The 15,117-nt window shown below is 70.2% G+C and carries 9 protein-coding genes, 1 other RNA gene and 1 riboswitch; of the genes, 8 read left to right on the top strand and 2 right to left on the bottom strand.

Features of this window, described 5'->3' with window-relative positions; genetic code table 11:
- Positions 1-8 precede the first annotated feature (8 nt).
- The 4 genes from DQ237_RS12070 (at position 9) to ssrA (ending at position 4,366) form a co-directional block, all read left to right on the top strand.
- The gene (locus DQ237_RS12070) at positions 9-881 is read left to right on the top strand and encodes a hypothetical protein (RefSeq protein ID WP_113800376.1); all 873 of its coding nucleotides are present in this window, start codon (positions 9-11) and stop codon (positions 879-881) included.
- Positions 882-933: 52 nt separating this feature from the next.
- A complete protein-coding gene (locus tag DQ237_RS12065) occupies positions 934-2,556 on the top strand; it encodes a DASS family sodium-coupled anion symporter (protein ID WP_113800375.1) in 1,623 nt (540 codons plus the stop codon).
- 218 nt (positions 2,557-2,774) lie between these two features.
- Entirely contained in the window at positions 2,775-3,911 is a 1,137-nt protein-coding gene (locus DQ237_RS12060; protein ID WP_113800374.1) for a magnesium and cobalt transport protein CorA, read from the top strand.
- Between the two features lie 79 nt (positions 3,912-3,990).
- Positions 3,991-4,366: a transfer-messenger RNA gene (gene ssrA / locus DQ237_RS12055) on the top strand.
- A gap of 78 nt (positions 4,367-4,444) precedes the next feature.
- On the opposite strand, the gene DQ237_RS12050 is transcribed toward ssrA, so the two are convergent.
- Positions 4,445-5,065 carry a dihydrofolate reductase family protein gene (locus DQ237_RS12050; protein ID WP_113800373.1) on the bottom strand — a complete coding sequence of 207 codons (621 nt, stop codon included), beginning with the start codon at positions 5,063-5,065 and terminating at the stop codon, positions 4,445-4,447.
- Between the two features lie 141 nt (positions 5,066-5,206).
- A riboswitch (SAM riboswitch) is annotated at positions 5,207-5,301 on the top strand.
- Between the two features lie 169 nt (positions 5,302-5,470).
- Here DQ237_RS12050 and DQ237_RS12045 point away from each other — a divergent pair.
- Genes DQ237_RS12045 through DQ237_RS12035 form a run of 3 tightly spaced genes read left to right on the top strand, consistent with a single transcriptional unit; the run spans position 5,471 to position 7,999 of the window.
- Positions 5,471-6,487 carry a methionine ABC transporter ATP-binding protein gene (locus DQ237_RS12045; protein ID WP_113800372.1) on the top strand — a complete coding sequence of 339 codons (1,017 nt, stop codon included), beginning with the start codon at positions 5,471-5,473 and terminating at the stop codon, positions 6,485-6,487.
- The gene (locus tag DQ237_RS12040; RefSeq protein ID WP_113800371.1) at positions 6,484-7,143 is read left to right on the top strand and encodes a methionine ABC transporter permease; all 660 of its coding nucleotides are present in this window, start codon (positions 6,484-6,486) and stop codon (positions 7,141-7,143) included. Before DQ237_RS12045 ends, DQ237_RS12040 begins: the two co-directional genes overlap by 4 nt.
- A gap of 37 nt (positions 7,144-7,180) precedes the next feature.
- Positions 7,181-7,999, top strand: coding sequence for a MetQ/NlpA family ABC transporter substrate-binding protein (locus tag DQ237_RS12035; RefSeq protein WP_113800370.1), 819 nt, complete (start codon positions 7,181-7,183; stop codon positions 7,997-7,999).
- Between the two features lie 227 nt (positions 8,000-8,226).
- On the opposite strand, the gene DQ237_RS19925 is transcribed toward DQ237_RS12035, so the two are convergent.
- A complete protein-coding gene (locus DQ237_RS19925; protein ID WP_205730185.1) occupies positions 8,227-8,523 on the bottom strand; it encodes a hypothetical protein in 297 nt (98 codons plus the stop codon).
- 210 nt (positions 8,524-8,733) lie between these two features.
- Between DQ237_RS19925 and DQ237_RS12025 the strand changes: the two genes are divergently transcribed.
- Positions 8,734-14,805, top strand: coding sequence for a PA14 domain-containing protein (locus tag DQ237_RS12025; RefSeq protein WP_147251794.1), 6,072 nt, complete (start codon positions 8,734-8,736; stop codon positions 14,803-14,805).
- Positions 14,806-15,117 lie beyond the last annotated feature (312 nt).

Below are 15,117 nucleotides of genomic sequence, written 5' to 3'. Positions count from 1 at the left end.
GTGCGGCCATGGTCAGCGTCGATCAGCCCGTCTTCGATCCCGCCCTCGTCGGCCGCGCCCACCGCGCGATCGACCCGCTGCACTCGCAGCTCTACTTCGCGCCGGAGCAGGACGAGCACCTCGCCGCCCTCGGGCTGAAGCCGGGCCGGATGGTCTACTTCGCCGCCCGCGCCGCCGCCATGGGCGCCGTGGGCGCCGGGGTGGTGACGGCGACCTTCTACAACTTCTCGCCCTCGCTGGTCGCGCACATGATCCCGCGCGCCTGGACCCTCGCCTCCCCGGAGCAGGTGCTCGCCGCCCGGCTCGACGCGGCCCGCGCCTCGCTCACCCGGCTGCTCGGGGAGGACGTCGTCGCCTCGCCGGAGGTCGCCGAGCTCGGCGGGCTGCTCCGCGAGGCGTGCCAGGGGCTCAGCGCCGAAGGGCGGGCCCTCTACGCGGGGCACGCCGACCAGCCGTGGCCCGAGGAGCCGCTGCTGCAGGTGTGGCACGGCGCCACCCTGCTGCGCGAGCACCGGGGCGACGGGCACGTCGCCGTCCTCCTGCACGCGGGCCTCACCGGCCTGGAGGCACTGATCACCCACTCGGCCACCGGACGTGGGTTCACCGAGGCGGCGGCCAAGGCCACCCGCGGGTGGAAGGACGAGCAGTGGTCGGCCGCCTGCGCGGACCTCGCCGACCGCGGGCTCCTGGACGACGCGGGGCTGACCGCCGAGGGCGAGGAGCTGCGCGCCCACATCGAGGTGCAGACCGACGCCCTCGCTGCCGACCCGTGGCTGCAGCTCGGGGCGGAGAAGACGGCGCGGGTCGTCGAGCTGGGCAAGGACCTCTCGCGCCGGATCACCGCCAAGGGGGCGTTCGGACAGGGCATCTTCGGCCGCTGACCCGGGGCCCGTGGCGCAGTAGGGTCCGGGCACCGCAGCACCGGGAGGCGTCATGACCGCGACCGAGCGGGCACCAGGGCAGCAGGGCCGGCGGACCGACGTCGACGCCGCCTTCCGCGGCAGTGCGACCTACCGCAGCCTCGGCGAGCAGGAGCTCAGCCCGGCCGAGGAACGGTTCGAGAGGGGCCGCCGCACCGTCGGGCTGTTCCTCGCGCCGGCGGTGACGGTCCTCTTCGCGCTGCTGCCGGTCGACCTGGCCCGCGACCAGCACCTGCTGGCGGCCATCCTGCTGGGCGTCATCGTCCTGTGGATCACCGAGCCCGTGCCCATCCCGATCGGTGGGCTCATCGGCATCGGCGCGATCGTGGTCCTCGGCGTGGTGCCGGCCGACGACGCGCTGGCGCCGTTCGGGTCCACGACGGTGTTCACCTTCATCGGGGCGTTCATCCTCGCGGCGGCGATGCTCAAGCACGGGCTGGCCCGCCGGTTCGCCATGTTCGTGCTGTCGCTGAGGTGGGTCGGCACCTCCACCTACCGCGTGACCATCGCCTTCGGGGCGATCACGGCGCTGCTCTCGGCGTTCGTCTCCAACACGGCCACGGTCGCGATGCTGCTGCCGACGGCGCTGGGGATCATCTCGGTGATCGCCAAGCTGCTGCAGGACAAGGAGCTGGTGAGGCCGGACTTCGACCCGCTGCGGCTGCGCGTCGGCGTCGCGATCATGCTGATGCTCGCCTACGGCGCCAGTGTCGGCGGACTGATCACGCCGGTCGGCACGCCACCCAACCTGATCGGCCGCGGCCTGATCGAGGAGGCGACGGGGGAGCGGATCGGCTTCCTCGACTGGATGCTCATGGCGCTGCCGATCTGCGCCCTCATGTTCGTCGCGCTGACCGCCGTGCTCCTGCTGCTGAACAAGCCCGAGATCCGGCGGATCGAGGGGGTGAGCGAGTACGTGCAGAGGGAGCGGGCGGAGCTCGGTTCGTTCTCCCGCGCGGAGAAGAACACGCTCATCGCCTTCGCGGTCACCGTCGCCTGCTGGATCTTCCCCGGCGTCATCGCGCTCACGGCGGGCACCGACTCCGACCTGTACGCGACCGTCAGCGACCGGATGGACGAGGGCGTCATCGCCGTCCTGGGGGCGTCGTTGCTGTTCCTGCTGCCGACGGACTGGAGGGCGCGGGAGTTCACCCTGCGGTGGAGCGACGCCGCCACCATCGACTGGGGAACGATCCTGCTGTTCGGGACCGGCATCATCTTCGGCTCGCTGCTGGCCAGCACCGGCCTCGCCGAGACGATCGGTCAGGCCTCGGCCGACTCCCTGGGGCTGACCAGCACCTTCGCGATCACGGTCTTCGCGGTGATCCTGGCGATCGTCATCAGCGAGACGACGTCGAACACCGCGTCGGCCGCCGTCGTCGTGCCGATCATCATCCCGGTGGCGATGGCGGCCGGGATCAACCCGTTCGTCCCCGCGCTGGCCGCCACCTTCGCGGCGTCCTTCGGCTTCATGCTCCCGGTGTCGACGCCGCAGAACGCGATCGCCTACGGGTCGGGCGTCGTCCCGATCACGAAGATGATCCGTTCCGGCATCTCCTTCGACGTCCTCGGTGCGCTGCTGATCGTCGTCCTGCTGCCGGTGATGGTCGAGGTGGTCCTCGGCTCCGTGGGCTGACTCACCCGGCGGGGCGAGTACGCCGCGCGAGCAGCGTGACACCATGGACGACGGCCGCCAGACGGACGGCGGCCCCGAGGTCGAGGGAGGTCGGACGATGCGCGCCGAGCCTCCCAGTACCCATCCCGAGGTCCTCCCCGTCTAGGCCTGCCGGTCGTGGCGGCGTGCGAGGACCGCTCCGGTGTCCACCACCGTCCCCGTCGCCCCGGGAGTCCGTCATGGCCGAGCGCCGCCGCGCCCCGCTCACCGCGCTGTCCACCCTCGCCCGCCGTCCGCGGGTCGAGCTGCTGCCGTCCGTTCCGCGGTCGGCCACCGTCGCCGAGCCGCCCGCCCCGGCGCGGATGGTCGACAATGCCGTCTACTCCGACGGTCGACGCGTCGCCACCCCCGACACCGCCGAGGAGAGCCGCGAGGAGCTCGGCCTGGGGGAGGGGCGCCTGGCGTGGCTGGGCCTCTACCGACCGGGGCCGGGGGACCTGGGCTCGCTCGCGGAGCTGTTCGACCTGCCGGAGCTCGCGGTCGAGGACGCGATCAAGGCCCACCAGCGGCCGAAGTTCGAGCGCTACGGGTCCACGCTGTTCGTCGTCCTCAAGGCCGCCCGGTACCTGGACGCGGCCGAGGAGGTCGAGTTCGGGGAGCTGCACCTGTTCCTCGGCCGCGACTTCGCGATCACCGTCCGGCACAGCGAGTCGCCGGACCTCTCGCGGGTGCGCCGCCGGCTGGAGAGCGAGCCGGCGCTGCTGGCCAAGGGCAGCGAGGCGGTGCTGTACGCGACGCTGGACGCCGTCGTCGACGGGTACCGCCCGGTGGTCGACGGGCTGGCCAACGACATTGACGAGATCGAGACCGAGGTCTTCCGCGGGGACCCCGGGGTCTCCCGCCGCATCTACGAGCTCTCGCAGGAGGTGCTGGAGTTCCAGCGGGCCGCCCAGCCGCTCACCGGGATCATCGCCGCGCTGACCGCCGGCTTCGACAAGTACGGGGTGGACGAGGAGCTGCGGGGCTACCTGCGCGACGTCGCCGACCACGTCATCCAGGTGACCGAGCGGGTGGAGGGCTTCCGGCTGCAGCTGCGCGACATCCTCACCGTCAACGCGACCCTGGTGGCGCAGCGGCAGAACGAGGAGATCCGGGAGCTCACCGAGGCCTCGATCGCCCAGGGCGAGGAGGTCAAGAAGATCTCCGCGTGGGCCGCCATCCTGTTCGCGCCCACCCTCGTCGGCACCGTGTACGGCATGAACTTCGACCACATGCCGGAGCTGCACTGGTCGCTGGGCTACCCGCTCGCGCTGGTGGCGATGCTCGGGGTCAGCGTCACCCTGTACGCCGTCTTCAAGCGCCGCGACTGGATCTGACCCGCGACCGGCGACGCCGGGAACGCGGGCGGGAACAGCGCGCTTGCCCTCCCCGTTAGGCTGTCTGCACAACTACACAGGGGGTGAATGGTCTCGACTTCGGTCGGGTGACCAGGGGAAGCGAGCCGAGGAAGCCAACGATGAGCTCGTTAACCACGCGTTGGAAAACACACAAGCGCCGATTCCAATCAGCGCGACTTCGCTCTCGCTGCCTGATAGCAGCTAGGCGAGTCTGTCAGCCCGGGTTCGTCATCGGCCCGGATCCTGGCATCAGCTAGATGACTCACTGCACGTGCCGGTCGCGGGCGCGTGCGGGACATCAAACAGTGACTGGGCCCGTCACGTCGACTTGTCCGCATGATCGACGGGGTCGAGCAGAGGCAACGCGGACTGCGCTCGGAGAAGCCCTGGTGATGCGTCGAAGGACGCGGGTTCGATTCCCGCCACCTCCACCCCTCGAGGGTCTGCCCGGCAGGCCCGTTGTCGGTGAGAGCCGGGCCGTCGCGCAGCAGCGCGGGGCCCGGCTCTCGTCGTCAGCCGGTGCGGTCGGGCGCGGTCATGTCCCCGGTGGCGGGCTCGCCCTCGCCCCGCCCGTAGCGCAGGAGGACGGTGCCCTTCGGGCCGGCCGTCGGCGGCTCCAGCAGGGTCAGGTTCGTGGGCACCGCGCCGCCGTCGAAGACCTTCTTGCCGACGCCGAGCACGATCGGGTGCACCCACAGGTCGAGCCGGTCGAAGAGCTTGTCCCGCAGCAGGGTCTGCACCAGGTCCAGACTCCCGACGACCTTCACGTGCTCGTGCCGCTCGCGGATCTCCCGCACCGCGACGGGCAGGTCCGCCCCCAGCAGGCTCGACCCGGCCCAGGAGAGGTCCGGCGTCCCCCGCGAGGCCACGTACTTGGGGACGCGGTTGAAGAGCCGGCCGATCTCGTCGTCCTGGTGCGGCCAGTAGGAGGCGAAGATGTCGTAGGTCCGCCGGCCCAGCAGCAGCGCGTCGGTGTCCTCGTACGCGGCCATGACCTGCTCACCGGCCACCTCGTCCATCAGCGGGGCCTGCCACCCGCCGAAGGGGAACCCGTCCGGGTCCTCCTCGGGGCCGCCCGGCGCCTGCCCGACGAGGTCGAGGGTCGCGAACAGCTCGATGTGGATCAGTCCCATGGGTGCGTCCGTCCGTCGTCGTCGTGGTGCGGGTAGGACCGGGTGGACGCCGCCGACTCATCGGTGCCACCGGTCGTCTGTGAGTGAACTCGCAGGCCCTGGCTCCGAGGCGCCCCGGCAGGCTCCGTAGACTCGGCGGCGCAACCATCCGGAGCGGCTGAGAGACCTGGCTCGTCGACGCCGCAGCAACCCCCCGCACGTGCGGGCGCGGGTGCTACTGCCAGGACCGATGGAGGAACACCATGCGGCCCGAGCTGTTCTCGTGGGTACGGCGGCACATCGATCTGTGCCGCACCGGCACAGCCATGTGTCGCTGAGCCCCACTCCTCCCGCTCGCTCCTCGCTCCAGCAGGCGCCGTCCACCGGACGGCGTCGCTGCCTGCTCACGCCGAAGGTCAACCCTCTGTGATCGAACTGAAGGACGTCCGCAAGGTCTTCCCCGCCCGGGGCCGGGTGGGGGAGGTCGTCGCCGTCGACGGCGTCAGCCTCACCGTGGAGCGCGGGGAGTTCGCCGGCGTCGTGGGCCCGAGCGGCTCGGGCAAGAGCACGCTCGTGCGGCTGGTCAACCTGCTGGAGCGGCCCACCGCCGGCTCGGTGACCGTCGACGGCAAGGTCCTGACCGAGCTCCCGGACGATGAGGTCCGCCGGGCCCGCCGCTCGATCGGCATGGTGTTCCAGCACTTCGAGCTGCTGGACTCCCGGACCGCCGCGGGCAACGTGGAGCACCCGCTGGAGCTCGCCGGGGTCGGCCGCGCGGAGCGGCGGCGGCGGGCGGGGGAGCTGCTGGACCTCGTGGGCCTGGGCGACCGCGCCGACGCCCGCCCCGCCCAGCTCTCCGGCGGGCAGAAGCAGCGCGTGGCCATCGCCCGCGCGCTGGCCGTCCGGCCCAGCGTGCTGCTCTGCGACGAGGCCACCTCGGCGCTCGACCAGGCGAGCACCACCGGGGTGCTGGAGCTGCTGCGCCGGGTGCGCGACGAGCTGGGCCTCACCGTCCTGCTCATCACCCACGAGATGGCGGTCGTGAAGGCGGTCTGCGACAGCGCCGTGCTGCTCGACTCCGGCCGGGTGGTCGACGGCGGCCGGCTCGCCGACGTGCTCACCCGCGAGCGGTCGCTCTTGGGCGAGGCCCTGCTGCCCGCCCCGGTCGCCGACGCCGGCGCCGGCCACGGGGGCGCACTGGTGCGGGTGACCGTGACCGACCGGACGCCGGAGACCGTCGTCCTGCACACCCTGATCGGCGAGCTCGGCCTGGCCGTGGAGATCGCCGGCGGGTCGGTCGAGACCGTGGCCGGGGGGCGCTACGGCCGGCTCCTCCTGCGGGTCAGCGGAGGCGTCGAGCGACTGGACGACGCCCTGGACCGCCTGCGCTCCGGCGGCGTCCTGGTCGAGCGCGTTCCCGCTGCCCCCGAGGTGACCCGATGAGCGACTGGGCCCGCATCTACCCGCAGCTCCTCGACGCCACCGGCGAGACCCTCTACATGGTCGGCGTCTCGGCGCTGCTCACCGTGCTCCTCGGCGTCCCGCTCGGCGTCCTGCTCACGGTCACCGCCCGCGGGGGGCTGGCTCCGCGGCCGGTGCTCAACCGGGTCCTCGGACTGCTGGTCAACCTCGGCCGCGCGCTGCCGTTCATCATCCTGCTGGTCCTGGTCGCGCCGGTCACCCGAGGCATCGTGGGCACCACGATCGGCTCGACCGCGGCGATCGTCCCGCTGACCATCGGCGCCATCCCCTTCCTCGCCCGGCTGGTCGAGACCAGCCTGCGCGAGGTCGCCGCCGGCAAGGTCGAGGCGGTGCTCTCCATGGGCGCGCGCCGCCGCGACGTCGTCCGCACGGTGCTGCTGCCCGAGGCCCTCCCGTCGCTGGTCGCGGGGGTCACGGTCACCGTCGTCGCGCTGATCAGCTACTCGGCCATGGCCGGCGCGGTCGGCGGCGGCGGGCTCGGTGACTTCGCCATCCGCTTCGGCTACCAGCAGTTCCGCACCGACATCACCCTGGCGACCGTCGTCCTGCTGCTCGTCGTCGTCCAGGCCCTGCAGTGGGCCGGCGACCGCTGGGCGCGCTCGCTCGCCCACGCCTGAACCCCGTCCGCACCACCACCGAGGAGAACGAACCACCATGCGCACCCGCTTTCCCGCCCTCCTGGCCGCCACGGCGATGACGGCGCTGCTCACCGCCTGCGGCGGGGGCGAGGCCGAGCTGTCCGGCGCCGACGAGCCGCTGCGGGTGGGCGCCTCCCCGGTGCCGCACGCGGAGATCCTGCGGTTCATCGACGAGAACCTCGCCGAGGACGCCGGCCTCGACCTCGACATCAAGGAGTTCACCGACTACATCCAGCCCAACGTGGCCCTGGACGACGGGTCGCTCGACGCCAACTACTTCCAGACCATCCCGTACCTGGAGGAGCAGGAGAAGAGCGCCGGCTACGACTTCCAGGCCCTGGCGCCGGTGCACATCGAGCCGCTCGGCATCTACTCCAGCCGGCTGGACGACCTCGCCGACCTCGCCGACGGTGCCACGGTGGCGATCCCCAACGACCCCACGAACGCCGCCCGCGCCCTGCGGCTGCTCGAGGCCAACGACCTGATCACCCTGGCCGACACCGGGGACGCCGCGCCGACCTCGCTCGACATCGACGAGAACCCGAAGAACCTCGAGATCTCCGAGGTCGAGGCCGCGCAGGTGCCGCGGTCGCTGGCCGACGTCGACATCGCCGTGATCAACGGCAACTACGCCATCGAGGCCGACCTGGTGCCCTCCGAGGACGCGCTGGCGCTGGAGGCGGGCGAGGACAACCCCAACGCCAACCTGCTGGTGGTCCGCTCGGGTGACGAGGACGACGAGCGGATCCAGAAGCTGGAGGAGCTGCTGCACTCCGACGAGGTGCGGCAGTTCATCGAGGACACCTACCAGGGCGCCGTCCTCCCCGCCTTCTGATCGGCTCGTCCCGGGAGCCCCGGCCGGTTCGGCCGGGGCTCCCGTGCGTCTCAGGCCAGGTGGAGGACGGCGACCGTCTGGCCGCCGCTGGACTCCCCGGTCGGCCGGAAGCCCAGGCCGGCGTAGAACCCGGCGGGACCGTCGGCGTCCGGCTCGTAGGTGGTGAACACCCGGGTGCCACCTCGACGGCGGATCTCGGCCGCCACCTCGCCGACGGCGAAGCGGCCCTAGCCGCGCCCCTGCTCCTCGGCAGCGATGTTCAGCCGCCACAGCCCCGACCGGACGTCGGAACGCGACCCGTCGCCGAGCCAGTCGATGTCCAGGAAGGCCATGAGGAACCCGACCGCGCGGTCGCCGTCGACGACCAGCCGCGGCCAGGCGACCTCGCTGTGCGTAGGCCTTTTCCGATCCCGGTAGCGGGCACAAGTCTGGTCGCGCGAGGCGCTCCCCCGCTGAGGGTGTAACGCTCCGTGGAAGATCGGAGCTGAGAAGCGGCCGTAGCTCAAGGGGCGCGTGCGGCGCATGTGTACATAGAGTATCGATACAAGACTTTCTCGGATCGAAGTGTGAGGCTACTGGTCGGTCGCCGGGAGAACTGGCGTCCTCTTCCATCCGCCTCTGCTGAATGGCTTCTCGTGCGTCCTCGCTTCGGTGCCGGAAAGATCCGGTCTTGGTCTGCTCGCGCACCTATCGGTGCGTTCGTCGCGGCTACCGTCATCAGCTCGGTGCTAGTGGTGGATCAGGCCGCCCAAGCCGCGCCCAAGAGCAGTGCGGTAAAGGTCCGCGAGCTGCCAGCTCTCGCCTCGGCCCGAGCTGGCTCACCCACTCGCCAGGAGGCGGTCACTCCGGCGGACTTCGCGCCGCTGACGAAGCGGCAGTCAGAACCGTCGTCGTTCGACCCTGCGAAGTCCAAGGTGTCGGAGCGCACTGAGTACGCGACGCTGTACGACAACCCGGATGGCACGCAGACCTACCAGCAGTCGACGGAACCGTTGAATGTCAAGGACAAGCAGGGCGCGTGGCAGCCGATCGACGTCGCTCTGGCCGCTGACCCCTCCGGCCGCGCGGCTGCCGCCAAGCACCCGCTGCACCCGTCGTTCGCTGCAACGGCTGACGACCCGGCCGCCGTGCGGGTGGAAGTTGGGAACAACTCCATCGCGCTAGGACTGGAGAATGCCGAGCACGGCCGCAAGATTCGCGTGAACGGCGCCAAAGCCGATTATCAGGACGTCGCTGGCTCCACGGATCTGCGTTACGAAGTGACCCCCGGTTCGGTGAAGGAGACCATCGTCCTGGACAAGGCGCCCGACGGCGGTCAGGCGTCGTGGCGCTTCATCCTCGAGAGCAAGGGGTTGACTCCGCGGCTCGCCGAGGGTGGGGTCGTGGAACTGGTCGCTGCGGATGGATCGGTCCCGATGGTGATGCCCGCCATCGAGACGTGGGACTCTGCCGGTGCCGGCAAGGCAGAGCCGGCGACGACCGGCGGCACCTATGCGCTGGAGAGGGTCGGCCAGAAGTGGGCGCTGACGGTCTCGGTCGACGAGGCCTGGCTGCGCGCCCCGGAGCGGGTGTACCCGGTCAGCGTCGACCCGACGTTCACCTACAACACCGTCGACTCGCGGGTGTACCGATCGACCGGATACACGTGCGTCAACTGCGGTGTCAAGATCGGCAACAGCCTCGGCGGTACGACGACGAGCCCTGATTCGTACAACCGCACGGCGATCAAGTTCGACAACACGGCCCTGTTCGGCCAGAACGTCGTCGGCGCGAAGATCGATGTCGCCCGCATCAATCCGACGACCTTCCAGAAGGCATGGGAGGCGCGCGTTCACTCCGCGACCGCACTCGCATACACGGGTGTCGGGCAGCAGCTGGCCAGCGGCGTGGTCGGCGATGTCGGCACATTCAGCGGAGCGGCCCTCACGACGTTCATCCGCGACAAGGTGAACGCGCGGGACAACGGCGCCTACCTGATGATGGTCGGCACCGAGACGCCCGGCGTGGGCACCTACAAGAACCTCACCGCCACGCTGACGGTGGATGTGGGTTCCGCCGCACCCGCCCCCGTGATGGCGGCGCCGGCGGACAACTCGGTGATCACGTCGCTGACCCCGACGCTGTCGGTGAACCCGGTGGCCGACCCGGACGGGGAGGCGGTGAGCTACTGCTTCCGGGTAGCCACCGGCTCCGACGGCAAGACCGGAACTGTGGTGGACTCCGGCTGCCTGCCGTCGCCGTCGTGGACGGTGCCGGCGGGCGTGCTCGCCGACGGCGTCGCCTACACGTGGACAGCGAGCAGCTACAGCGGTATCACCATGAACACGGGCACCGCCGTCGGTCACTTCAAGGTCGACCAGCGCATCGGCAACCACGGCCCGGCGCCGGTCGACAACCTGGGCCCGGTGCAGGTCAACCTGGCCAACGGCAATGTGACCACGTCGGCGGCCTCGCCCTCGTTCACGACCGTGGGCGGCTCGGCTGGGTTGAACCTGACCTACAACTCGCAGCAGCCCCTCAACACCGGCCTGACAGCGTCCTACTACGACGACCCGTCGCACGCCGGCCTCATTAACGACAACTTCCAGAAGCCGGTGCTGGTCCGCACCGAGCCCCAGGTCAACGCCGACTGGGGGTCCGCGTCGCCGTTCCCGCCGATCCTGGGCGGTGACTGGTGGCTGGCTCGTTGGCAGGGCTACTTCGTCCCGCCGGTCACCGGCACCTACCAGTTCGCCGGCCTGCACGACGACAGCGGTGAGGTGGTGATCAACGGGACGTCGGTCTACGCGGTCACCACCCCCACCTCGACCCTGAACTGGGCGGCCGCCAAGAGCGTCCAGCTCACTGCCGGGGAGCCGGTGCCGATCACCGTCGAGCAGGAGGAGATGACCGGCGCGGCGTCGATGAAGCTGTTCGTGCGCACCACCGCCGGTGGCGCGGTGCCTGAGCAGCTGGTGCCCTCGACCTGGCTCGCCACCTCTGACAGCCCCGCCCTGCCCCAGGGCTGGACGCTGTCGGCAGACCTCGACGGCAGCGGCGCCATGTACACCGAGGCGCTGATCGCCGACCAGTCGGTCGTGCTGACCGACGCCTCCGGCGCCAAGCACACCTGGACCAGGACCAACGGCAGCTACGCCCCGCCCGCGGGTGAGGACGGTGTGCTGGCGCTGGACTCCTCGGGTCGGGTGACGATCACCGAGGGCGGTCAGGTCTCGACGTTCCGAACCGACGGCAAGCTGGACACGCTCACCAGCGTGCTGGATTCCCGCAAGCCCGCAGCGCTGCAGAACGTCTACTCGGGGACACCGTCGCGACTCACCCAGATCAAGGACCCAGTCTCCGGTCGCGCGCACACGCTGTCCTACAACCGCGCCGGTGACGACTGCTACGGCGGTGCGTTGGTGCCGCCGGGCTTCGACCCGACACCGCCGGGCCGCATGCTGTGCCGGATCACCTATTGGGACGGCAGTCAGACCCGCTATTGGTACTCCCAGGGTCGTCTGGCCCGCATCGAGGACCCGGGCGGTGAGCTGACCGACTACGCCTACGACGGGCAGGGGCTGCTGACCGGCGTCCGGGACAACCTGGGGGCGGACTGGGTAGCTGCCGACCCCGCCGGGCACCCGGCCGCTGACGCGACGACGACGATCGCCTACACCTCGGTCAACGGGAAGCCGGCTGCCCAGTCGGTCACCGGACCGAAGCCGTCGACGACACAGGACCGGCCGCAGAGGTCCTACCGCTACGACCGGGCCGCTCGCACCACCTTCGTCGACGTCGCCGGGCTGACCCCGGCGAGCGGGTTCGCCAGCAAGGTCGTCGTCGACGACGCCGACCGGCTGCTGAGCACCACCGACGCCACCGGTCGCAGCACCTCGCAGACCTGGAACGTCAAGGACATGCAGCTGACGTCCACCGATGCAGCGGGCCGGGTCTCGACGACCATCTACGACGACCGGGACCGCCCGATCGCCAGCTACGGGCCGGCTCCCGCCTCCTGCTTCACCGGTCAGACCCCGACGTCCGCCTGCGCGGGCACGGTTCCGCAGACCCGGACGGCCTATGACGAGGGGCTCCTCGGTCTGGCTGCGGCGTTGTACGACAACACGTCGTTGACCGGCGCTCCGAAGGTCTTCCAGACCGGCCTGGGTACGACTGATGGTCGTCTGCGAGGCGACTGGACGGCGACCACGGCTCCGGCGGCCGGTATTCCGGCGTCCGCGTGGTCGGCTCGTCTCACCGGTGACATCGCTTTCCCGGCGGCCGGGAACTACACCCTCGAGGTGGAGGTGGACGGCGGCGCGAGGCTGTGGATTGACGACGCGCTGATCGCCGACTCGTGGACCGATGGGGCGATGCGGCCGATCAGCGGGGCGTATGCAAACTCGGCCGCGGGCGCGCGGCATCGGATCCGGGTCGATTACTTCAACGGGTCGGGTGCGGCTGCGGTGCATCTGAACTGGCGGCGTCCGGATTCGGTGTACGAGCCGGTGCCGGGGGCGAGTTTGCAGCCTTCCTACGGGTTGGTCACGTCGTCGACGCAGGCGGAGTCGGCGGGTGTGCCGGACAAGACGACGACGACCCGTTACGGCGACAACGGTCTGGACGCGGGCTACGGGTTGGTGACCAGCTCGACGACCGGTGGGATCACCAGTGGCACGAAGTTCGAGCCGGTCGGGTCGGGTTATCTGCGGCCGACGGCGAAGGTGATGCCCAGCGGGGTGCAGACCACGTACACCGCGTACGGGGACACCGAACAGCGAGACAATCCGTGTACGTCGGCGGTGGATCCGGCGAACCAGGGTGGTATGTCGAAGCTGAGCACCTTGCCGACTCCGGCGACGGGGCAGGCGCGTACCGATGAGCAGGTGTATGACGCCTCGGGTCGGGTGGTGGCTCGGGCGACCTCGGGGGGCTGGGAGTGCACCAGCTACGACGCACGCAGTCGGGTCACCCGCCAGACCTACCCGGGGGTGAACGGTGCGGGCGAGCGGGTGGTGACCACCGACTACGCCGTGGGCGGTGACCCGCTGAAGACGTCGGTGCAGGACAATGCTGGCACGATCACCACCGAGGTGGACCTGCTGGGCAGGGTCGTCCGGTACACCGACGCCCTGGGTGTGGTGACCGAGACCAGCTATGACCGGGCGGGTCGGCCGACGTCGGAGAAGGTGACGCCGCCCAACGGTGCCGTGCAGGTGTCGACGTACAGCGTCGATGACGCCGGCCGGCTGCTGACCACCGTCTTGGACGGGGTGACGCTGGCGACGGTCACCTACGACGCGGCCGGTGAGCTGGGGTCGGTGGCCTACAGCAACGGCAGCCGGCTTGCGGCCATCGGCCGGGATGGGGCTGGGGCGGTGGTGTCGCAGTCGTGGCGGACCGCTGATGGTCGGGATGTGGTGTCGGCGGTGACCCGGACCCGAGCCGGCACGGTGGTCGATGAGTCCCTGGGTGGGGTGGATGCTCGGCCGGGCGGGGCGAACTTCGGCTATGACGCGGCGGGGCGGCTGACCGATGCGTGGGTGACCGGGCATCACTACGGCTACGACTTCACCTCCCCGGCGGATGCGGCGTGCCCGTTTGGGACGCGGGGCAACGCGGGGGTGAACACCAACCGGGTGGCGATGAGGGATGAGACGCCGGCCGGTACTCAGGTGACGCGTTACTGCTATGACGACGCCGACCGGCTGCTGGTCACCCTGGGGGCGACCGCGATCACCGGGGTCAAGTACGACGACAAGGGCTCCACGACCGCCTACACCCAGGACGGGGTGACCACCGCGCTGACGTGGGATGGTGCGGCCCGTAACACCGGGCTCTCGGTGGGCGGCCCGGACCCGGCGAACGTTGCCTATTTGCGGGATGCAACTGATCGGATCATCCGCCGCACCACGACCGCCGGGGATAGCGCCGATGAGGTGCGGTACGGCTACTCCGCCGGTGGGGACACCGCCGACCTCGCGTTCGACGGGGCGATGACCCTGCTGACCCGCAGCGTGTCGCTGCCCGGTGGGGTGCTGTTCACCTGGAAGCCGGACGCGGCGGCCCGCACGTGGGACCACCCCACCATCCGGGGCGATCTGTCGCTGACCACGGACGCGTCTGGTGTGCAGGTGGGGGAGCTGCGGACCTACGGCCCCTTTGGCGAGACCTTGACCAGCGTCGGGGATGGGGCGGCCAACAACCAGCCCGGCCAGATGGACTACGGCTGGCTCGGCCAACACCAGCGCCCCTTCGAACACGCCGGCGCACTAGCGATCGTTGAGATGGGTGCCCGTCCCTACAGTCCTCTGCTGGGCCGTTTCTTCGCTGTGGACCCCGTCGACGGCGGCAGCGCTAACGACTATGAATACACGGCGGCCAACCCGATCAACAATTTGGACCTCGACGGTCGTCGAAACGAGGCGTTCGGCGGTGGAGGAGGGGCTCGAGGTGGCGGCACGATATGTTGCTTGCCGCCACGCGGCGGCGGTGCTGCGGCTCCATCTCGCGGCGGAGCCGCGCCGGTACGAACCGGGCAGTGGGCGCAGGTTCGCGTGCCCGGGGCGCAAAACAAGGTTGCACTGAAGGCTCCCAGCGGAAGGATGCGCATTCCAGACCGACTGCAGGGTCGTAACGTTGGTGAGATCAAGAACACGAGCAGGCTCTATAATAGTTCCCAGTTCCGCGATTATCTAGATATTGCCCGCGCCCGAGGAGGTACGCTCACTATTTGGCATAGAGGCATCGTGAGCGCATCTCCTCAGTTTATGCGCTGGGTCAACGAAAATGGCGTCATTCTCAAGGTGATTCCGGGGACTTGACAGATGTGTCCAATGTACCTGCTGACTGAAAATGATAGTGTTGCCTCTTCATTGCTCTCGCACATGGAGCGGGGCGTCCTCGGCGTACCCGAGCTTAGGGCTTCGCGCGTTCCGCATGATTGGATACTGAACGTTCACGAACTGGAGCAGCGCTCAGGGCGCCTGCCCCCCCTCGTGGTGGAAATGTCCTGGCCTGGGCCGGTCCCACCGTCTGGTTTGCGCGCACTGGAAGAGTGGTTCCTTGAGAACCTAAGGGTCGACCCGACCGCGCTGCTCTTCGACGGCTTCACGGAAACGCTACACAGTTCGGCC

Source organism: Blastococcus sp. TF02-8 (assembly GCF_003319175.1).
In the GTDB taxonomy this organism is placed as follows: domain Bacteria; phylum Actinomycetota; class Actinomycetes; order Mycobacteriales; family Geodermatophilaceae; genus Blastococcus.
This window is presented reverse-complemented; position numbering and strand designations above follow the sequence as displayed.

Excerpts from the sequence above, each read along its gene's own strand:
- DQ237_RS12035 (WP_113800370.1), top strand. The coding sequence starts at position 7,181 with ATGCGCACCCGCTTTCCCGCCCTCCTGGCCGCCACGGCGATGACGGCG.
- DQ237_RS12060 (WP_113800374.1), top strand. The coding sequence starts at position 2,775 with ATGGCCGAGCGCCGCCGCGCCCCGCTCACCGCGCTGTCCACCCTCGCC.
- DQ237_RS12050 (WP_113800373.1), bottom strand. The coding sequence starts at position 5,065 with ATGGGACTGATCCACATCGAGCTGTTCGCGACCCTCGACCTCGTCGGG.
- DQ237_RS12065 (WP_113800375.1), top strand. The coding sequence starts at position 934 with ATGACCGCGACCGAGCGGGCACCAGGGCAGCAGGGCCGGCGGACCGAC.
- DQ237_RS12040 (WP_113800371.1), top strand. The coding sequence starts at position 6,484 with ATGAGCGACTGGGCCCGCATCTACCCGCAGCTCCTCGACGCCACCGGC.
- DQ237_RS12070 (WP_113800376.1), top strand. The coding sequence starts at position 9 with ATGGTCAGCGTCGATCAGCCCGTCTTCGATCCCGCCCTCGTCGGCCGC.
- DQ237_RS19925 (WP_205730185.1), bottom strand. The coding sequence starts at position 8,523 with ATGCGCCGCACGCGCCCCTTGAGCTACGGCCGCTTCTCAGCTCCGATC.